This is a genomic window from Streptomyces sp. NPDC051987, from assembly GCF_040680735.1.
Classification (GTDB): domain Bacteria; phylum Actinomycetota; class Actinomycetes; order Streptomycetales; family Streptomycetaceae; genus Streptomyces.
The window spans coordinates 17,013-39,813 of record NZ_JBFAXI010000027.1 but is presented as its reverse complement, the minus strand read 5'-3'; the positions used below and the strand labels follow the sequence as shown (position 1 = coordinate 39,813).

General features: G+C 71.4%; 4 protein-coding genes. All 4 read left to right on the top strand.

All coding sequences use genetic code 11. From position 1 onward, the window contains the following. Nucleotides 1-70 precede the first annotated feature (70 nt). A complete protein-coding gene (locus AB0M11_RS17010; protein WP_365706054.1) occupies nt 71-3,241 on the top strand; it encodes a hypothetical protein in 3,171 nt (1,056 codons plus the stop codon). Between the two features lie 61 nt (nt 3,242-3,302). Further along, nucleotides 3,303-3,743 (top strand): YbaB/EbfC family nucleoid-associated protein, encoded by a 441-nt coding sequence (locus tag AB0M11_RS17005; RefSeq protein WP_365706052.1) that lies wholly within the window; start codon nt 3,303-3,305, stop codon nt 3,741-3,743. A gap of 48 nt (nt 3,744-3,791) precedes the next feature. Continuing rightward, nucleotides 3,792-4,157 carry a hypothetical protein gene (locus AB0M11_RS17000; protein ID WP_365706050.1) on the top strand — a complete coding sequence of 122 codons (366 nt, stop codon included), beginning with the start codon at nt 3,792-3,794 and terminating at the stop codon, nt 4,155-4,157. After that, nucleotides 4,154-22,582, top strand: coding sequence for a hypothetical protein (locus AB0M11_RS16995; RefSeq protein WP_365706048.1), 18,429 nt, complete (start codon nt 4,154-4,156; stop codon nt 22,580-22,582). Before AB0M11_RS17000 ends, AB0M11_RS16995 begins: the two co-directional genes overlap by 4 nt. Nucleotides 22,583-22,801: the final 219 nt, after the last annotated feature.

The following is a 22,801-nucleotide window of genomic DNA, read 5'->3' as shown; positions in this document are numbered from 1 at the left end:
CCGGTGCCGGCAGGCACCGGGGGACGGCGGGGGCCCCTGACCGAGGCGTGAGCAGGAGACTGGGGAACACATGGGCAGCCCGGACTACAACACCGGCGGGTTCAGCGACAGCGGCGACGGTGTCTTCGGCGATCCCGGAACCGATCCGGGCTCGATCAACGACTACAACTCGTGGGACTGGAAGCAGATCATGGCGGCCATCAACGGCATGTCCGCCGGAACCGGTTCCGCCTCGAACCAGGAGCGCGCGAAGGGCATCTCCGACCCCCAGTCCCTGATGGACGCGGCGGGCCACTTCCTGAACGCGCAGGTGGTGCTCTCCGGTATCGCCAAGGCCATCGCCGACCAGGCGAAGGCGCTGGCCGGGGAGAACGGCCCGTGGAAGGGCGACGCCGCGGACGCCTTCCTCGACATGATCAACACCTTCTCCCGCCAGGTGAAGGCGACGTCCGACGTGCTGTCCGGCGGTGAGGCGGGCAACTCCGTCCCCCAGCAGCTCGCGGACAACTCGGTCAACCTGCACAACGCCCAGGTCAAGATCGCCGACATCGACACCTGGTACGCCAACCAGGCCGTGCGCATGGGCGTCAAGCCGATGAGCAACGGTCTGATCCCGATCCATGAGAAGCCCCAGCTGGTCGAGATGATGACCAGCGACATGCGCGCGGTCCTCAAGAGCCTGGCGGGCGAGTACCAGGTCACCATCGACTCGGTGCACACCCCGCCGCCGGTCACCAGCCCCACGAACAACCCCGATGTGCCGAACAACGTCCCGGACGTCAACAACCCCGATCTGCCCGACTCCGGCAATCTGCCGAACGTCAATCCGCTGGACCCGCAGCAGTTCTCCGCCCCCAACACCTCGGGCACCGACGCACCCGGCCTGTCGGGACTGGACCCGATGGAGGCGCTCGCCACCCCCGCCCCGTTCACCGGCGGCACCGGAGTCGACGGCAACGCGCCCGGGCTGAACGGTCTCGGAGACGGCGGCCTGGGCAACGACACCCTCGATCCCAGCGCGCTGGACCGCGCGCTCAACCCGACCGCGTTCCCGGGCGGCAGCAACCTCGACGGCGTTCCCAGCCTTGCGAACCTCGCGGCCACCCCCTTCCCGGGCGGCCTGAACACCGGCACGGGGAGCGAGCTGCCGCTGGGCAGCAACCTCTCCGAGGACCCTTCCAGCTGGGCCGACGGCACCTCTCCCGAGGGGTTCCCCGGAGACACAGGCGTCGGCGGCACCGGCGGCCTGGGCGCGGGGGACGGCCTCGGCGCGGTCTCCCCCGAGGCGTTCCCCGGCGGCCTCGGTACGGAGTCGGGCCTGCCGGACGGGCTCAACTCGCCGTCGCTGAGCGACGCGTTGGAGTCGCCGAACCTCGCCGGATCCTCGGAGGGCCTCTCCGCCGGCGGCGCGGGCGGTATGCCGATGATGCCCGGCATGGGCGCCGGCGGCACGCCCCAGGGCAACGGCACCGCCGATCCCAGCGACGCCAGCGGCCTCCTCGACGCCGAGGCCGAACCCTGGACCGGCGACCCCAGCCTGGCCGACGAGATCGGCGGCAGGGGCGCCGAAGCCGGCGGCGACGGACTCGGGCTGCCCCTCGACGAACAGGCCGAGGCGTTCCCCGGCGGCCTCGGCACCGACGAGGGCGTCGGAACGGGACTGGGCGCGGGCGGCATGCCGATGATGCCCGGCATGGGCGCCGGCGGCACGCCCCAGGGCAACGGCACCGCCGATCCCAGCGACGCCAGCGGCCTCCTAGACGCCGAGGCCGAACCCTGGACCGGCGACCCCGAGACCTCCGAGGAGATCGGCGGACGCGGGGCACAGGCGGGCGGCGAGGGGCTGGGACTGCCTCTCGACGAGGAGGCCGAGGCGCTCCCCGGCGCACTGGGCACCGCGGAGGGCGAGACCCTCGGCGCGGGCGGTATGCCGATGATGCCGGGCATGGCCGGGGGCAGCCCCGCCGCCGGCACGGGGACCGCCGACCCGAGCGACGCCTCCGGGCTGCTCGAGCCCGACGCCGAGCCGTGGACCGGCGAGCCCGGCGTCCCCGACGAGATCGAGGGCGGTACCGCGGCGGGCGGCGAGGGCCTCGTGCTGCCGGGCGTGGTCGCGGCGCAGGCCTTCCCCGAGGGCGTGATGATCGGCTCGGACGGGCTGCCCATCGCACCGCAGCCGGCGGCAGACCCGGTGGCGGCCGCCGCTGCGGCCGAGGAGCCGGCCGCCCCCGCGGTGGGCGAACCCGCCGTGCCCGGCATGATGCCGGCCACGGCCGCCGCCTCCCCCGGTCCACAGGAGGAGCGGCCCGACGCCTCGGGCCTGCTCGCGCCCGACACGCTGCCCTGGTCGCCGGAGGCGGACCCCGACGGCGACCGTGCGGTCGTCGGCGCCCACGACGGTCTGGGCGAGAGCGCGTTGCCCGCCGCGCTGCTGGGCTCGGCCGCGGTGGCGGCGGCCGGCACCGCCGCCGTCGCGGGCTCGGCGGACTCCGGAGCGGCGCCCGCCGAGCGGCGGCACCGGCACCGGGACGACGACGCGGCCGTGATCCTGCTGCCGGTGGGCGGCGGCCGGGGCCGGACGTCGTCCGCGTCCGCGGGATCCGGTCCCGAGGACCCGGCGGACGGGGACGGCGACGGGGAGACGACGGAGCCTGTGCCGCCGCGGCCGACGGGCGAGGACGGGAACACGGAGAGGGAGCCGGTACCGCCGCAGCGGTTGGTCTCCGAGGACTCCGACCAGCAGGAGCACCAGCAGGAGTACCAACAGGAGCTGCCGGACGGCCAGGTGGCGCCGGCACCGTCCGGCGACCCGGAGTCGGAGGACACCGAGGCGTGGGACAGCTCGGGGTCGTCGTTCGTACCGCTGCTGTGGTCCGTGCCGACCGAGGAGGAGAAGGAGGTCCAGGCGCCCGGCTACGCCTCGGAGGACGAGCAGACCTGGACCGGCCGCGCGGCCGCCCCGTTGGAGGAGGAGGCGGACGGCCCCCGGCTGTCCACCTGGCGGCCCAACCGGTCGGCGGCCGCCGCCCCCGGGGAGACCGTCATCCCCGCCGTACCGCTGCGCTCGTTCTCCGGCGACCCCTCGGAACTCACCGCGGAACTGCCCGCGCAGGAGCCGGTGGAGGACGAGACGGAGACCGCGGAGGAGGAGCAGCCGAGCCGCGGCATCGCGGACCTGCTGGTCCAGGAGGGCGACACCTGGGGTCTGGCGGCCTCGGACGGGGCCGGAGCGGTCCTGTGACGCCGCCCGCCCCGCGGCGCCCGTACGCCTGCGCACCATCGCCGCACCCAAGGAGACTCATATGACCAGCCCCTACGACGAGGAGATCGAGGACCTGCTGGCGCTGTACCGCAAACAGCGCACGGAGGCCGTCGAGGCCCGGCGCCGGATCAACGAGGTGACCGGCACGGCGACCGCCCCCCGGCAGACCGTCAAGGCGACCGTGAACGCGCAGGGCGAGGTCACCGCGATCGAGTTCCCCACCGGCGCGTACCACCGCATGACGCCGAAGGAACTGTCCGAGGCGTTGCTGACGACCATCCGGCAGGCCCGCGCCAACGCCCTGGAGGCGGTCGCGGAGGTCAGCTCGCTCGGGCTGCCGGCCGGGGTGAAGATCACCGACCTGGTGGAGGGCAAGGTCGACCCCACGACGCTGCTGGACGACGAGCCGGGTATGCCCGAGTCGGTGCGCGAGTACATCGCGGGCGGACGCCCGGACGCACGGCACGACGGCGCCCGGTGACCCCGGGCGCCGCACCCCGACACGACCACACGACCTCGGGAGGAACACATGGCTGACGGCGAGTTCTACGTCGACACCGACGGGCTGCGCAACCAGCTGCCGTATGTGCAGCAACTGGCCGCGCGGTTCCGTGACATCGGCAGGAGCCTGGAGGGCCGGCTCGGCGAACTGGGCGACTGCTGGGGCGACGACGCCTCCGGGCGGCAGTTCTACGAGCAGTACGCCACGCCCAGGAAGCAGATCATCGAGAGCACCGGGCAGATGGGCCAGCTGGTCGACAGCATGCACGACGGCATCCGGACGATGGCCGTCAACCTCGAACGCATGGAGGACCAGAACATCGAGGCGACCAAGCGTCTGGGAGCCACCGAGGTCCACCCTGCCGAGTCCCGGGTGAAGAACACCAGGTCATGAGCATCAACCTGCCCCCGGAACTCGGCTGGGTCGCCAAGCTGGCCGTCGGCCAGGACTGGCCCAAAGGCGACGAGGACAAGCTGCGCAGCCTCGGCGAGGCGTGGGAGGACGCTGCCCGGCAGCTGACCGCCATCAGTCGCGAGATCGATCCCGCGACCAGTGGTGTGCTGCACAGCATCGGCGGCGAGGTCGCCGACGAGTTCTCCAACTTCACGCAGCAGCTGAAGTCCAATCTCCCCGACATGGCCGATGCGGCCGGTCAGCTGGGCAAGCTGGGCAAGAACACCGGGCTGCAGGTTGAGTACGCGAAGTACATGATCCTGGCGCAGCTGATCTGGCTGGCGGTCGAGATCGCCGAACTCGCCTTCTGGGCGCCTGAGGTGATCCCGGCGCTGGTCACCGGCGTGCGGATGATCGTGAAGATGCTGCTGAAGCGGCTGCTGATCTCGATCGCCACCGGTGTCGGGTTCATGGTCGGCATGGACGCGGTGATCCAGGGGATCCAGTTCCTCAAGGGCGACCGCACCCAGTGGGACACCGCGGCCACGCTGCAGGCCGTGGAGGGCGGCGCGATCGGCGGTGCGATCGGCGGCGTCTTCTCCGGTGCCGGCTCGGCGTTCGCGCCGAAGTTCGCGGCCTCCCTGATCGGCAAGGGCGTCATCGGCGGCGTCTCCAGCGTCGTCACCACCGAGGTCATGGAACAGGTCTTCGGCGGCGAGAACGACATGGGCGCCGCCGTGACCTCGGGCATCATCGGCGCGATGGGCGGCGGCGGAGGCCGTCGCAGGTTCGGCGGCGGCGAGCACACCGAGATCCACACCCCGGACGTCCATCTGCCGTCCACGGCCGACATCCACCTCCCGAAGGTCCCCTCCGAGGGCGGGTCCGGCCTCCCCGGTGCGGAGAACTTCGACACCGGCGGCCTGGGCAAGGGCGAGGGTCTCGGCAAGGGCGAGGGTCTCGGCAAGAGCAACGGTCTCGGCACCACCGGCCTCGGCAAGGGCCTGGACACGAACGTGCCCCACAGTTCGGGCACGGCCGGTACCCGAGGTACCGGGACCGGTGGCACGGGCGTGGTCGACACGGGTACGGGCGGTACGCGTACGGGAGGGACCCGAGGAGACACCGGGACCGGTTCGGGCCGCGGCACCTCCGGGAGCAACGGCACATCGCGCGGGACCACCGGCACGGACCCCACCAGCGGCGGCAACCGCGGCGGGACGACCGAACACGGGACCACCCGGCCGACGACCGAGTCGAGGGGCCCGAGCACGACCGAGGGCGGCACGGGCGACACCGCCCCGCACATCACCACCGAGTCCGCGCCGCACACGTCCTCCGGTGTCCCGGAGCAGACAGGGCGCTCCGGCGGGCTGCCCGGCTTCGAGACCACGTCCAACGGCCACGGCGGGACCGACCACACCGTGACGTCCGTGCCGCACGAGAACACGCCGGCGCCCGACACGGTGGCCCAAGGACACCAGGGCGCAGTCTCCGTGACGGATCATCAGCACGTATCGAGCAATGACGACAGTACTGTGACGGGCCGTCAGCAACCGCCCGCCTCCGTGGCCGACCAGTCGCAGACCCCGAGCACCGTGTCCGACCGTCCGCAGACCCCCGGCAACGCGACGGGCACCCAGCGGACGCCCGGCCCCGTGTCCGCGCGGCCGGAGACGCCGACCACCGGAACCGACCGGTCGCAGACGCCGACCACCGGCACCACCCAGCCGCAGGCCCCGTCGACCGGGACGAACCGTCCGTCCACCGAGTCCGGGGGCACCCCGCGTCCCACCGTGAACGTGGAGTCGTCGTCCGCCCCGCGCACCGGAACGGAGTCCGCACCGCGCCAGGAGTCCACCGCGGCCCCACAGCCGCGTCCGTCCACCGCCACCAGCACCAGCACCAGCACCAGCACCAGCCACTCCCCCGCCACGAACAGCGGCACGCGCGGGGACGAAGTCGCGCCCCGGGCGCCCCGCCCGCGTGCGGACACCGGGAGCGGGACGAACACCCCGCAGCACGAGCCGTCGACGCCTCCGGTGCGGCAGCCCACCGGCGACGGGCACACGCCCGTCCTGCCGGACGTCCCGCAGCACGAGCCCGGTGCGACACCGCACCCGCAGGACCACCAGGACGGCACCCTCGGCGACCGTTCCCCGGCCAGCACGGACGAGCAGCTCCGGCAGCTCGACACCCTTGTCGTGCCCACGCACGACCCGGACCCGCCGACCCCGTTGCACCAGGCCCCGTCCCCGCCGACGACCCGGCCCGTCTCACCCGACGCCGGGATCAGGCAGCGCACCGCCGATCTGGACCGCGCCGCGCGTACCGCCGGGATGTCCAAGGACGACCGTGACACGTACACCCGCGCCATCCAGGAGGCCACCGCGTCCGACGACTGGGACCGCGCCGGACAGCACCTCGCCGACTTCCGGGCCCATGTGGAGACGCGTACCACCAGCCGGCGCTACGAGGCGTTCCACACGCACGCGCAGGGCGGCTTCGAGCGGCTGACCAACCTCACCGGCTCCAAGGAGGAGTGGCAGAGCAAGGTCGACTCGGTCGAGGAGGCGCGCCGCTCCGGAGACCCGGACCTGCTCGACAGCAGGCTCAACGAGTACTCCGCGTACGTCGAGAGCCACGTTCCCTCCGGGACGCTGACCGGTCAGGACGCGCCGCGCCCGTTCCACCAGGACGTCGAGGACGTACGGCAGCGCCTCGCCATGACCACCGACGGGCCCACCGCCGACCGGCTCCGCTCCCAGCTGGACGACCTCCGCAGGGACGCCGAACTGCACGACCGGCTGGCCCGGTTGCGTTCCTCCGCCGAGCCCGATCCCGAGACCGCGGCGCTGCACGAGCGGCTCGACGACGCCAGGACGCCGGACGAGGCCGACCGCGCGCTGCGGGACCTGCAGGAACACCGGGAACTGCAGGAGTTGCAGCAGCGCCTCGACCATCTCAAGTCGGACGAGCCGACGCCGGAGCGCGCCCCGGAGCGGGGCAGCGAGGAGGACCTGCGCCGCCGCCTCGATGCCCTCAACGACGGTGCGGACGACCGCGAGCGCGAACTGCGCGAGCAGGTGGACCGGGCCGCCACCGCCGACGAGGCCGACCGCGCGCTGCGCGAGCTCCACGACCACCGCGAGGAGCAGCAGTTCCAGCAGCGGCTCGACCGGCTCAGGTCGGACACCTCCGAGGATCACCACCCCACCGAGCAGGAACTGCGCGACCGCCTCGACGCGCTCCACGACGGGGAGGGGGACCCCCGCGCCGCCGAGCTGCGCCGGCAGGCTCAGGAGGCGACCGGCGAGCGGGAGGCCAAGGACGCCCTCGACAAGCTGGACCGGCACCTGAGCCGGCGCGAGCAGGACCGCCAGGACCAGGTGCGTGCACTGTCGGACCGGCTGGAGCAGTTGCGGGATCAGCGCACCGAACAGCTCCTCGGGGGCGACTCCCGCGCTGCCGAGGACACCCGGCGCCGGATCGACGAGGTGCGCGAGGAGCTGTCCGCGCACCAGACGTACGACGAACGCACCAGCACGCTACGGCAGGAGCTGGCAGAGCAGACCGGGAACCCCGAGGCCCAGGGCCACCTGGACCGCATCACCACCGGAACCGACCAGCACGGCGGCACCGACGAGCACACACCGGCCGAGCACCACATACCGGCCGACGAGCACACACCGGCCCACGAACACACCACGACCCCGCATGGCGGGACCTCCACGGAGGGGAACGCGGTCAAGGTCCCCGCGGACCACTCCCCCGCCCGCGACCAGCACTCCTCTGGAGAGCAGGGGACGAAACCGGACACCGGCTCGCGGCCGACGCACGAGGAGCAGCCGCGCCGGAAGGACCAGGAGAACGAGCAACTCGTCGCCCACCGCCCCTCCGAGGACGGCTCGGAGTCCGGCCGGTCGCACGAGGACTCGACCGATCCCCGCCACCATCCGGTGCCCAGCACCGAGGGACTGGACGACCTGCGCAGTCCCGGCCCGCCGCCCCGGATGCGGCTGGACCGCACCCCGCGCTACGTGGTGCGGTCCGGCTTCGACCAGCGGCGGTTCACCGTCGGCGACACCCCGTACACCGATCTGACCGTGCGCGTGGCGCTGCGCGACGTCGGCTCGGGCCTGCACAACGCCGACGACACCTGGAAGCGGGCGCAGCAGGGCGTCAAGCAGTACTTCAACGACCCGAAGTACACGCTGCCCAACGGCGACCGGCTGCATGTCACCATCGAGCGCGTCGGCCCCGGCGACAAGCCCCACCTGACCGTCGACCTGGTGGGCGGCGACCACGGCATGGACCAGCGCAGCTGGACGCCCGGGGCCAAGCCCGTCGAGTACGCGCACGAGATCTCCCACCAGCTGGGGCTGCGCGACGAGTACGCGGACGAGACCGCACCGCAGCGCCCGCACATCCCGGGCAGCCTGCTGGGCGACCTCCACCAGCGCCCCGAGCACCAGGAACTCACCCACGGCGGCCTGCGCGACCGCCATCTCCAGCTTCTCGGCGCCCTCACCGCGGGCCACGACGATCTGCTCTCCCACCAGGGCCACACCGGCGACCACCGAACGGACCACCCGCAGGACCACACCGGCGAGTCGGTCGCGCCGAGGGGGCCGCAGCCGGGCACTCTGCACGACTACCTGCCCGAGAACGAGTGGTGGAAGTTCTACATCGACCCCAAGAACCACGCCGAGGCACAGGCCGCCTACCCCCACGACCCGGGCTCGTACTACGACCACGACCGCTCTCCCGGCTTCCAGAAGGGCATGGTCGCGGCCTACAAGAAGTTCCTCGGTGACCCCGAGACGGTCAGAACGCCGATGGACGCGTCGTCGTACCGGACGATGCACGGTCTGGCGACGAGTCACCTCGGCCGCGATCTCGACTGGTCCGGCGGCCGTCCCACGCACTTCCCGTTGCGCGGCGAGACACTGGCCCCCGACATCTTCGACGAGAAGGTCGGAGACCGGGCCCTGGTCTACGACATGACCACGCACGACTGGTCCAAGGGTCTGCCCAAGCCGCAGCCGGCCACCATCCTCACGCGCTTCCTGCACAACAACCCGGCGCTGTCGACCAACTACCGCAAGGGCGAGGCGCCCGGTCTCGTCGACACGGTGTTCCACCAGCACTACGAGCGGGTCGCCGAGCCCGGCGTCGACGACAGGACGAAGCTCGCCTCGATCGCCCGTACGGTCCGGTCACTGCATGTGATCCACCCCTTCGAGGACGGCAACCTCCGTTCCAACGTCCAGATCCTGCTGCCCAAGCTGCTGCTGGAGCAGGGTTACCGGCCGATCGTGCCGGACGACATGTACAGCCTGTTCCAGGGCGGCCGCTCGGTGAACGAGATGGTCGACTCCCTGGTGCGCAACGGCGCCCTGGACACCGCCCGGCCGCACCTGTCCGGCGACCAGGGCTCCTCGGACCAGGTGGCGCCGAAACTCCCCGGCCCCTCCACCGACGACACCGGCGCGCACGACGGCACCCAGCACCTGCCTGCGTCGGTGTCCGACGACCAGAGCCACGGACAGCACCAGCAGCACGACGATCCGGCGGACGACCCCGCCTGGCAGCACTCGCGTGACCAGGCACCCGCGGTCCCACGCCGGCACACCTGGGTGGACCCGGTCTCCGACCCCACACGGCAGCGCGAACCGGCGACCGCGTCGCACGAGGACCAGTCCACGCCGCACCAGGAACACACGACGACGCACGAGGAACAGGCGACGTCCACCTCGCCGAAGCCGAGCGAGGTCGACGCGCACTCGGCGCGTCAGACCTATGGCATGCCGGAGAAGAACTTCAAGGGCTTCCGCGATATCGCCCGGGACAAGGGCCTGGTCATCGACGTCCGCCCGACCAACCCCACCGCGCCCAAATGGCTCGACGCCGGAGCCATGGCCAAACCGCAGGACATCAAGGCCAAGACCATCAACGAGGCCGACGTCCACCTCGGCGCCGACCCCAAGAACATCGGACTCGTCGGCTACTTCAAGCCCAGGACGCCCGACCGGAGCACCGTCCCCCCGGGCGACTGGGACAAGGTCCTCTCCCGCCACAACCAGCGCTCGACCGAATACCACGAACTCGCCGCGAAGATGGCGGCGTACGAGACGGACAACAAGTTCACCGTCAAGGACGGCGTGGTCTACGGCATCGACGAGGGCGGCGCCCAGCGGCCCATCACCGGCGACCACGACCTGTTCGACATCTCCACCCCGGGCGGCACGCGGATCCCGCATCCCGAACACGACGCGCTGATCAAGGAGATGCAGGCCAAGGACATCGCCGTCATGCACGGCGCCCACATGTTCTGGAACCCGCCCTCCCCCTTCAGCAAGACCGTCTTCGACAAGATCGTCGGCTCCCACCAGGGCCCTGACGGCGAACCGCTGCTGCGCTTCCGCCCCGAGAACGACCACGCCGAACTCACCTGGACCGAACCGCTCAAGACCGGTGAGGTCAACTCGTACACGGCGCGCCAGACCTATGGCATCCCGGAGAAGAACTTCAAGGGCTTCCGCGATATCGCCCGGGACAAGGGCCTGGTCATCGACGTCCGCCCGACCAACCCCACCGCGCCCAAATGGCTCGACGCCGGAGCCATGGCCAAACCGCAGGACATCAAGGCCAAGACCATCAACGAGGCCGACGTCCACCTCGGCGCCGACCCCAAGAACATCGGACTCGTCGGCTACTTCAAGCCCAGGACGCCCGACCGGAGCACCGTCCCCCCGGGCGACTGGGACAAGGTCCTCTCCCGCCACAACCAGCGCTCGACCGAATACCACGAACTCGCCGCGAAGATGGCGCTGCTGGAGAAGAAGAACAAGTTCACCGTCGTGGACGGCGTGGTTCACGGCATCGGCGAGGACGGCATCCAGCGGCCCATCACCGGCGACCACGACCTGTTCGACATCTCCACCCCGGGCGGCACCCGCATCCCGCTGGAGGAGCACGACGCGCTGATCAAGGAGATGCAGGCCAAGGACATCGCCGTCATGCACGGCGCCCACATGTTCTGGAACCCGCCCTCCCCCTTCAGCAAGTCCATCTTCGACAAGATCGTCGGCTCCCACCACGGTCCCGACGGCGAACCGCTGCTGCGCTTCCGACCCGAGAACGACCACGCCGAACTCACCTGGACCCGGCGTCCGGAGGAGTCGCCCAAGGACGACACCCCGTCGGACGGCGGCACGGACAAGGACACCCGCGGCGACCGGGACCAGCAGGACCCCAAGGACCACGAGGAACCCAAGGACCACCAGGAGCCCAAGGACCACCAGGAGCCCAAGGACCACCAGGAGCCCAAGGACTCCGAGGACTCCAAGGACCACGAGGGCCGGCAGGACCAGGGGGACCACCAGGACCAGGGGGACCAGCACAAGGACGAGGGGGGCCAGCACAAGGACGAGGGGGGCCAGCACAAGGACGAGAAGCAGGGGCAGACCCTCACCAAGGAAGAGCCCCGCGAGAAGCCGGAGCAGGAGCCCCTCGGCCAGGAACCGCACACGACGGACACCCTGGACAAGTCCGAGGACGCCCCCAAGGACGAGCCGGAGAAGGACCACACCCCGGCCAAGGACCACACTCCCGCCAAGGACGACAGCACCTCCGGCGACGAGGAGCAGGAGAAGCCGCCCGCGCCCCCGCAGAAGGACCCCGAGCCGGTCCTCGACGGACGGCACACGGAGACCCTCGCCGGCAAGAAGATCACCGAGGACCCGGGTCCGGAGGGCGTGCGTACGCGGGTCGAGACGCTGCTCGGCGGCCACGGCAAGGACACGTCCGTCGTACAGCGCCTGGACGCCGCCCTCGATCCCGCCAACTTCCGCAAGCAGCACGGCGCGATGGTCAACGGCGGCTGGCGCTTCACCGTCCACGTGGACGGCAGGCCCTACGAGGTCGAGGTGAAGGCCACCGCCTCCCCCTGGCGCCTCGACGCCACGACCGATGCCGCCAAGGACAACGACGGCGAGGGCTTCGGCGTACCGTCCGAGTCGACGCACGACTCCGACCCGCGCACGACGGAGATGACCTCCTCCGAGGCGGGCCTGGAGTTCGGGCCGACCATCATCCGTCCCGTCAACAACGAACTGTCGGTCCTCGTCACCCCCTCCGGGAAGCTGGGCGGCGCCACGCACGGCCGTGAGACCACGGTCAAGTCGTCGTCCCAGACGGCGAACCAGATCGCCTTCACCGGCAAGACCGACAGTTACACGTCCGACTTCACCTACCAGGTGAAGGTCACGGACCATCAGGGCACCCAGCTCGGCGCCAAGGGGACGCATGACGCCGTCACCGGAACGGTCCGTGCCGACGTGCCCCGGCCGGAGGACCTGGCCGACGGCCGTCCGCGCACCTGGCAGGGCTGGGACCCCGCCCGCACGGACCAGCCGAACACCGTCGCCGCACCGGACTCCCGACCTCCCAGGCCCGCCGCCGGCCACCCGGTGTCGATCACCGGTCTCGACACGGCACGGAACGCGGTCTACGAGGCGCTGCCGCGCGAGGCGCGACCGGACGGCACCGCGCACCGGGACATCGAGGACTTCTTCCAGCCGTCCAATGTCATCAACGAGTTCGAGCACGCCTCGGGTTGGGGTCTGCTGTCGAAGCCGCTGACGCTCAGCGACGGCAGCAGGGCCCATCTGCATCTGACGGTGGAGCCGGACGGCTCCCAGGCTCTGCACACCGTGGACGGCAAGGCCACCCTGGGGTCGAAGTCGACGGGTGAGCACGGCCAGAACCGTACGGAGAACAGTTCCTGGTCGCTGGGTCTGAGCGGCGGCGCCACCGGCCAGGTGTGGAAGGCGAAGGACAGCTCCGAGTCCACGTGGCTGACCGGCACCGCCGGCTACACGGGTTCCAGCAACCTCACACACGGCGTCAAGGGCAAGAACGCCGTCGGAACCGAGTCCAGCCATGAGCACACCGGCAAGGCCGACCTGGTCGCGACCAACGTACGTCTGCGGGTCCAGCTGATCCGGCACCGGTTGCAGCCGGGGCTCGACGGGCTGCACGGCACCAGCACCACGAAGATCGGGGACCACACCCCGCCGCCCTCCGAGCGGCGTCCGGAGGACACCGTCGGCCACATCGCCATCACCATCAACCCGCAGAACGGCGAGGTGCTGCGCGCCGTCCCGCACGAGGGGTCCACGCCCGCCACCACCGGCGACCACCCACCGCTCGACGCCGGCCGGCTCACCGGACCGGTCGCGGCCCAGCGCACCACGTTCCTGGACTTCCCCGGTTCGTCGGAGCTGGAGGACCACATCGTGCGCGAGATGTGGAAGAGCTCGCCCGGTGTGCTGCCGCCGCCGGAGGCGATCCACCCCCAGCGCCAGTCGTTGCCCGCGCCCTCCCGGGCGGCCCGGCCGTCGCCCTTGGAGGAGGTCGATGGCTACTTCCTTGCACGGACCCCGAGAACCGGAGACGCCCCCGGCACCACCACGGCGCACGACGGTGCGAGCACCGCGAACCGTCCCCGGATCACCCCCGAGGCATGGGAGAACCTGCGTTCGCTGCGCCAGCAGCTCGCCCCCTCACGGCTGCGCGACTCCGGTCCGAAGCTGCTCGACGGCTCCTACCGGATCACGCTGAAGGGCTCGCATCTGCCACTGCGCGAGGGCAGGACCCACGAGATCCTGATCAAGGCCGAGCCGTCCAAGGGCGACTACGTGCGCTCGGGCAAGTCGACGACGAAGGCCGTGACCACCCGGACGACCGGGGCCGACAAGACCGTCACGCGCAGTTCGAAGCACGTCGTCAACCTGGCGGGCAACGTGCGCAGTTCGCTGGACCACCCGGATGTGACGCGCGGCTTCGCCATCGGCAGCCTCGACATCACCGCGCACAACCCCTCGCACGGTCTGACCACGGGTGCCGAGACCGAGGTCAAGCGGCAGTTCTCCCTGGAGGCGGACACCGACGTCTACGCCCACCCGGTGACGTACCACGTCATGGTCGGCGTCGAGAACCCGGAGCAGCCCACCACACATCTGTCCACCGACGCGCCCTCGCCCCATATGCAGCACACCAGGCAGGTGAAGCCGGACGGCCGCCTCACGGTCGAGGTCGCGCGGAAACCGGAGACCACCGGCACCGATACCGCGCCGCCGCGGACCATCCCCGAGCTTGACGTGCTGCCGCAGCGCCACGCGATCCGCCATGTCACCGGCTCCGACGACTTCCGGGACACCGCGAAGCGGTCGCTGACCAGCGCCTTCGAGAGGAAGAACGAGACGTCGACGCCCGACCTGAAGGATGCCCTGGACGGCATCACCGACGAGGACCACCTGCGGTCCATGGTCTCCGCCTCGCACGGCGGGTGGGCCAACAGCGGTGACGAGCAGGTCGGTTCGGGCCGCAACCGCGACACCATCGGACTGTCGACCCGGACGCGTCTGAGCAACTTCAGGTTCCACGAGACGCTGCCCGGCGAGGGCAAGCTGGAGATCGAGACCAAGTCCAGCGGGTCCACCGCGGTGGCGGACAAGACCTCCCTGGCCTTCAAGGCGGGACTCGGCTTCGACGCCGGGCGTTTCCCGTCCAAGGACAGCCCCGACGCGTCCCTTCAGGTGCGCGGCGGTGTCAAGGGCAAGGGCGGCGCCGGCCACAACATCAGCGAGAACGTCAAGCAGAAGACGACCACGTCGCGGAAGGCGGCGTACAAGGGCACCTGGCACGTCTACGAGGCGGACGCGGACGTCACCGTCCAGGGCCGCGTCACGGACTGGAAGGGCAACGTCACCCTCGGAGACCCGCAGATCAGCAAACACCGGGTCGTAGTGCTGCTCTCGGACGACGACGTACGCAAACTCGGAAACGACGGGACCGGCGACACCAGCACCCCGGCCTCCTCCAGCACGCGTCAGGCACCGCTGCTGACCTCCGGACTGCTCGGCGGGGCCACCGCCGACATCCCGAAGTCCGACGAGATCCTCGGCGAGATCGACCGGCAGATCCGCCGGCTGGACACGCCCGCCGACGTACCGGAGACGGCTCTGCCGTTCGCGGGAACGTTCTCGCCGGAGAACCTCTCGGCCAACTACGAGGACCTGGTGGGCCGCGGCATCCTCGACTACCGCGTCCACGAGTCCCGCACCCAGCGCGTGATCACCGAGGTGCTGGTACGCGGCATCCCGCAGGACAAGTGGACCGACGAGGGCGACCACTCCACCGGCGACACCACCCGCAAGGTCACCATCGCGCAGACGGTCAAGGGCGGCGCGGGCCACAACTGGTCGCTGGGCGCCGACGGCAACTTCCGGGTGTCCTACGCACCCGTGGTCAAGCCCAGGCCCGGCCAGGACGCGGCCGAGGTCAAGGCCGAGGAGAAGAAGTCCGGTCTGGGCAGCGTCGCGTGGGCCCCGTCCGGCGGCGGCGAGGGCAGCCGGACCAAGAGCGCGGACAGCGGTGTCACCACCAAGGTCGAGCACAAGACGTCGAAGTTCGGCGACACGGTGAAGTTCTCCAACCGTATGCGCTTCGAGGTCACCGTGACCCAGCGCTTCGAGTACGGACGCTTCGTCAACCTCGCCAAGCCCCGGCCCGTCGACCCGTCGTGGCCGGTTCATGCCTACGTCCCCAAGTCGCTCACCGAGACCGCCGAACAGGCCGCCGCACGCCCGCAGGAGCCGAACCCGCAGTCGTCGCAGCCGCCCCAGGTCCACGACGGCGGCAACACCATCGAGATGCAGCCGGTCACCGCCTCGCAGGCCGACCGGGACCGCTGGCAGGCGTCGCTGGACTCCGCCCACGACCTCGTGGGCTTCGACAACCCCGACGCACTGCTCGACCACGCGCAGACGGTGCTCACCACGCCCCGTCCCTGGTCCGACAGCGCACTCGGCAAGGCGGGGTCGACCATTTCCTGGGGGCTGGGCTCGGTCGCCTCGGCGGTCGGCCGCTGGGCCGGGGCCATGACCCCCGAGGCCGCGCACAAGCTGGTCAGCTCCTTCATCTCCGACCCTCGGCTGGACGGCACCGGCAACCCCTTGGTCAGGGAGCAGCGCCTGCCGCTGGAGCAGCAGGTGTCGCTGCGCCAGGCACTGTCCTCGTCCACCCTGCCCACGGTCTTCCACCAGCTCAAGGACACCGCGAACGGCTACCGCACGGTCCCGTTCGGCGCCGACGGCAGGACCGGCCTGGAAGTCCGTCTGCAGCCCACCGGGGAGGCACAGGAGATCTCCACTCGGGACGAGGGCAGCGACGAGATCACCGTCTCCACGGAGCACGAGGCGTCCACGACCGCGAGCAACGGTCTCAACGCGAGCCTGACGCCTCTGGCCGGCCTCGTGACCACCAAGAACCCGGCCGTCGTCGTTCCCCTCCCGACGAACGCCCTGAAGATCGACCGCGACCAGACGTTCGAGAGCAGCTCGCCGGTGACCCGCGCGCCCGGCGTCCCGACCCGCACCCTCGCACCTCCGGACCTCCCGCACGGCAAGGAGGCCACCGAACCCGGCAAGGCCACGCTCAAGGGCGCGCATGTGCTGATGCGGCAGCCGGTGCGGCTGACCACCCAGAAGTACGACGAGAACGGCACGTACGGGAACACCTCGCAGACCGACGGCCACGTCTACTACTGGACGGCCAAGAAGACCGACGACACCACGCAGCAGGTGAAGGACGCGGACTCCACCTCACCGCAGGTGAAGGACGCGGAAGGCACCAAGCAGCAGGCCAAGACTTCGGGAGACGTCGAGTCACCGGCCAAGACCCCTCAGGACGTCAAGGAACCCGAGAAGACGCACGAGGCGGTCAAGCCCGCCGAGGAGACGCCGGACATGGTCAAGCCTCCGGTGAAGGCACCGGAGGTGAAGGCACCGGAGGCGGCCCCGGAAACCCCTGCACCGGTCGCCACGCACGATGCGACCACGACCAAGACCGCGACCGCAAGCACAAGCACAAGCACCACCAGCCAGACCACGCCCACCACCACGCACCACGTCACCGCCGACGTCCAGCAGACGAAACCGGATACGTCGGAGTCCACGGTCGTCCAGCAGCCGACGCCCCGCGTCCAGGTGCCCGGCGACGGCCGGTGTCTGCTGTACGCCGTGGTGGCGAGCACCCCGCCCGAGCACTGGCCCGCCGCACTGCGCCAGGGCTCCTCCGGGAACGCGCACACCCAGCACGAAGCGGTGCTGCGCCAGATCCGCACCCAGCAGGGCCCCGTCAGGTCCGACAGCCCCCTGGGCCGCGCCGCGGAAGCCCTCCGCCAGGAGGTGCTGCGCTATGTACAGACGACACGGGCGGAGCATCTCCCGTTCGACGTGACCGAGTTGTACCGCCGCAGCCAGGAGAACCAGCTCCGGCAGCAACTGCAGACCCAGAACCTCGACGCCCTCCAGACGCGGTTGCAGGCCAACGGGGTCGACCACGTCATGTCCCCGGACTGGCTCCGTCCGGAGGCTCTGCGCAATCTCTACGTGGACGCGCGGACCCAGGAACTGATGGGCGCACCGCACCACCTCCCCGCGCAGGAAGCGGCCGAGCGGGCGGCCAACGAGGTACCGGAGACCACGGACCACCAGGGCAACTGGACCCTGGGAGACACCGCCCTGGCACCGCGCGCCCAGTTCGCCTATGTCACCGGGCGTTCCGGCCCCCTGCCCCTGGACTACATCGACAGCCATGACCGTATGGTCGGCGCCGTCGTCGACTCGGCGCTGCACCGGCCGTTGACGCAGGCGGAGCACCGGGCGCTGATCAGGGCCCTGGAGAACTGGGTGCCGGGCAACGACGCGTGGAACACCGCCGAGGGCGAGATGTTCCCCGCGCTGGTGGCCCACACCCTCGGCATCCAGCTGCGTACGTTCCAGTCGACCGGCGGCGGCACGGCCCATCTGCGCACGGTCGGACCGGAGAACACCGGCCGTTCGACCGATGTGTACTACAACGGCCGCAACCACTACGACGCCAGCCAGGCCCCGACGCGGCGCCCGCCCGTCATGACCGAGGAGGTCGCCCCCAAGGCCCCGAGGGCACCCCTGTCCGCCCCCACCGCGAGCGCCACAAGCACCACCCACGCCCCGGCCGCCGACGACACATCGCCCCGGCAGACCCGCGACGGCGACCATCACACCCCGACCACCGTCACGCCCCGTCGCGGCCTGAACCACGCACCGCGCTTCGTGGTGCGATCCGCCTTCGACGCGCGCGCCTTCCGCGTGGGCGAGAACACCGTCACCGACCTGACCGTGCGCGTCGCCTTCCGGAGCGGCTCGGGGCATGACACCGAGACCCCGTGGCAGCGGCTGCAACAGGGCGCCGAGGACTACTACAACCGCCCGGGGCACCGCCTTCCCGACGGCAGCCTGCTGCATGTGACGGTGGAACGCGTGACCGAGGACGCCGATCCCCATCTGGTCGTCGATCTCGCCGGCCACGACCGCCCCATGGACCAGCGCACCTGGTGGCCGGACGCGGATCCCGTCGCGTACGCCCACGAGCTGGGCCACCAGCTCGGTCTGCGCGACGAGTACCGCGAGGACGACGAGGGACCGGGCCGCGCGCAGGTGCCGGGCAGCCTGCTGGGCGACTTCCACCAACCGGCACCGTACGGTCTCGCCCAGGGCGGGCTGCGCGGCCGTCACCTCCAGTTGCTCGGCGCGCTCGTCGGGGACGTCGGGGGGCCCGGCACGGACCACAGCGCGGGCCACCCCGAGACCCAGGAGCCTCCGAGGACGTCGTCGGCCTCCGCCGACGACGTCCCCGCCCCGGACGCGCGGCAGTACACGGACCGCACCCCGCTGTCGCGGGACCCCCGCTGGCACGACGCCCGCTCGGCCGCCCCGCCGGTGACCCGGCGCCATGCCTGGGTCGACCCGGTGACCGACCCGCACCGCGGCACGGCCTCGCAGCACGACACCTCGGCCCGCGACCCGCACATGCCACGGAACGAGCACGACGCTCCCGGGACGTACCGGGACGAGGAGCAGGACTGGTCCCGGGTCCTGGAGGAGTACACGGAGGAACGGGCACGCGAGTACGAGTGGCTGGACCGCCTCTACGGCGATTCACTCGACCCGGAGGCGTACGAGAGCGCCCACGGCGCCCTCCTCACGCTGCGGGCGATGGATCTGCCCGGTGCGACACCGGACACGGCCGGCCGCACGCACCTGGAGTCGCTGGCCCGCCAGGTGCTGCATCTGGACACCGAGCCGACCGAGGACGACTACCGGCACCTGCTGTCGCTCACCGCGAACGCCGGACCCGAGTCGGTCACGGACGCCTCCGCGCTCGCCGCGCACTTCCTGGTGACGGAACACGGCGCGCTGGACAACCACACCGTGCTGGCCGACGGGTCGGAATACGCGGCCGGGCGCGACTGGACGGGTTCGAGGGCGAACCCGCCGGATCTGACGAAGTACACGGTGACCGGTCCGGACGGGCGGCCGACAGAGCATCCGGCACCGTGGCACGACCCGTATGTGATCACCGCGCAGGGGACCCCGGACCACCTCGTCCTGATGGCGGGCGGCCGCGCGATCCATGTGACCGACCCGGAGGAGTTCGCCGCACTCGTCGCCCGTGACCCGCTGCGCGGCGAGGGCCAGGACATCCTGCTGGTCGTCTCCCAGGGGCAGGACCACGGGCTCGCCCAGTCCATCGCGGCCCGGACCGGGACCGCCGTGTGGTCGACCGACTCGCATGTGCGTGTCACGACCGACTGGGAGACCGGAGCCGAACAGCTCGACCTGCTCGGGGGGAGCGGCGGCTGGGCGCTGCTCCTGGGCGGCGAGGGCGGCCTGTCGGACCTGTTCGACGGGCTCAGTCTCGGCCACGACTCCGCCGCGGAGGACCACACCGCCCTCGTGTCCCCGGACCACACCCCGGTGACGCACCCCGTGGCACCGGGTCACGACCCCGGTGGCCCCGACTACGCGAGCAAGCTGCACCCGCCGCGGGACGCCGGGGAGTCGGCCCTGTCTCCGACGGATCTGGTGGACCGCCTCCGGGCCCGGCCGCTGACGACCACCGACTACCGGGTGATCGGCACCACCCCCGACACCGTGCTGTTCGAAGAACCGACCGGCATGTACCACGCCGCCTTCGACTACCGCCGGACAAGCTCCGACAACGTCCCGCAGCTGACGGTGCCCGCGCAGGGCATGAGGCAGACACTGGTCGACGAGCACCCGCCGTTGCATGTCTCGGGGGACCTGTCGCTGGCCCACCGTCAGTACGGCTACGGCCAGCAGGTCTTCGCCACCGCCAAGGCCGTCGAAGCGGCCAACCGGCAGTTGTCGCTCGCGGGCAGCCTGGTGAGGCTCAAGGCGGACGGCCTGGCGCTGCACGTCGGCGACGGCAAGGGCGGCCATCGCGAACTGGTCCGTGTCGCCCCGCAGTTCCTCACCCGCTCCGGAAAGTCGGAGGAGGAGGTCTGCCGTGACTTCGCCCAGATGGTGTCGGGCGGCGTGCCCGCGTCACATGTGGTCTTCCGGGATCCCGACGGCTCCGGGGTGGCCACGGGCCCGATCAACGCACTGGGACGCACCGAGGTCACCGGCATCCACTACCTCGCGGAGGCTCTCGGCCAGGTGGCCGACGGCCGGGAGCCGACCGGGCCCCTGGATCCGTCGTGGGCCGCGCGCCAGGTGCTGCGGGACGACCGGCTCATCGCCGAGAGCGACGGTCCCACACCGGGCGAGTCCTACGGCAGCGCGCTGAGCTACGACCCGCTGGACAACCCGCGACGCGACGTGCTCTCCGACGCGGCGCACAGGATCGGCATCAACGAGCACGCCTGGGCGAAGGTCGGCGAGACCTACCTCGTGCACTCGATCAACGCGCTGGACGAGAACGGCTTCCCGAGCCTGGCGCACAACTACGCCAAGCCGAGCGCGCCGGAGGGCCGCCACTTCGGCTACCACTTCGCCGCCGTCGTGCTCGCCAGCGAGGACGGCAAACACCAGATCACGCTGGAGAACTTCGCCCGGCGCGCCCAGATCGCGGGCACCATGCGATCGGCCGTGGCGGAGAACCTCACCAGAACCTCGCCGAACGGTTTCCGGAGGCTGCACGCCGCCGTCGGCGACGAGCTGGACCGTCAGCGGGCGAGGGGGGCCGACGAAGCCACGCTCAAGAGACTGGGCCGCCATCTGGACCTGGTCGACGCGCTCACCAAGGCGGCGGACGCGCGGCGAGCGGTCGGTGCGACGGCTCCGGGGAGTCCGCAGGAAGCGGCCGCCAAGGCGGAGTACGAGCGTACGGTCAAGGTCGCCGAGGCGCGGATGAAGCAGGCGGCGGACCTGCCCAAGGGCAGCGAGCTCTGGCACTTCCGGATGTTCTCCCAGCGGCCCGGTGAGACCATGCACGAGGTGAGCGCGGACCTCCTCAGCTCCACTCCGTCTGCCGAGGCCAACCCGCTGACGTCCGTGATCGTGCACGGTCACCGGCTCCCCCAGGTGGACATCGGGTTCGACCAGGGCTCCCGGCAGATCAACAAGGTCGAGGCGCGCAAACTGACCTACGTGGCCGAGCACGTGGTGCGCGCCGGGCTGTGGAACCACCACAACGGGCTGCCGCTGCCGCGGCTCACCGTGACCGGGCGCGGCACCAACCGCCGTCCCACGCTGGGCGGGGTCTTCCCCGACAGCGCCCAGGTCCGGGCCGACACCGTCCACCGGGAACTCCGGGACCGGCTGGACCGCCACCTCATCAACTACCAGCACGGTTCGGCACAGCCGCATCTGACCGCGGCCGACTTCCCGGTCACGGTCACCACCGAGCAGGGCAGCCGGACGACGGTGTCGGTGCACGATCCCCGGCAGGGCGACGCCCCCGCGGCCCCGCCGACCCGCTCCCGCCGGGGGCCGGGCAACACGGACGTACAGCCCCGGGCACCCCGGCCCCCGCAGGAGCAGCAGCACCCGGCGCAACCACAACCAGCGCATGCCGCGCCGCAGGAGAGCGTGGTGCAACCGTCCTACCGCAACGAGCGGCTGACCATCGGAGGGGTCGAGTTCGCGGACGGATCGTCCGAGCTGACGGGACCCCAGCGGGAGACGGTGCACCGGCTGGCCGCCGAGGTGGCGTGGGCCTCGCTGGCGAACGTCAGGGCGGGCTTCCCGCCGCCCCGCGTCGAGGTGGTCGGCCACGCCAACGGAATGCGCGACGGTCTTCCGCACTTCGGCGAGGCGCTCCGGCGCGGACAGGCACGCGCGGACAGCGTGGCCGGCATGTTCCGCTCGGCGCTGGCAGTCCATCTCACACGTCTCCAGGCCGACTCGGAGACCGTCATGGCCCCCGAGGACATCGAGATCACAACGCGCACCGAAGGCAACGCGCTGCCCGCCGACAGCACACCGAACCCAGATCCGACGAACACCCGACGCCACACCCACATCCTGATCGACCTGCCCCGCCCCCAGACCGACGAGACCTCATAAACCCCGCCGCCGACTCGCCTTTCCGGCCATGGGGCGGCCGTTGTCGGGCACCGGTCGGCGCGGTCCGGTCCTGGAGGTCTCGTCCGGTGACAGGTAGGAGCAGGAGACGCCGTCCGGGTCGTACCGCGTCCTCAGGCTCCGCAAACGCTGCCAGTCGTCGGCGGTGAAGGGCGACGGGCACGGGACGATGCAGCGGTGAGTTGGACAACGTTGTCACGA

Coding starts and splice junctions, on each gene's coding strand:
- AB0M11_RS16995 (WP_365706048.1), top strand. CDS start 4,154: ATGAGCATCAACCTGCCCCCGGAACTCGGCTGGGTCGCCAAGCTGGCC.
- AB0M11_RS17005 (WP_365706052.1), top strand. CDS start 3,303: ATGACCAGCCCCTACGACGAGGAGATCGAGGACCTGCTGGCGCTGTAC.
- AB0M11_RS17010 (WP_365706054.1), top strand. CDS start 71: ATGGGCAGCCCGGACTACAACACCGGCGGGTTCAGCGACAGCGGCGAC.
- AB0M11_RS17000 (WP_365706050.1), top strand. CDS start 3,792: ATGGCTGACGGCGAGTTCTACGTCGACACCGACGGGCTGCGCAACCAG.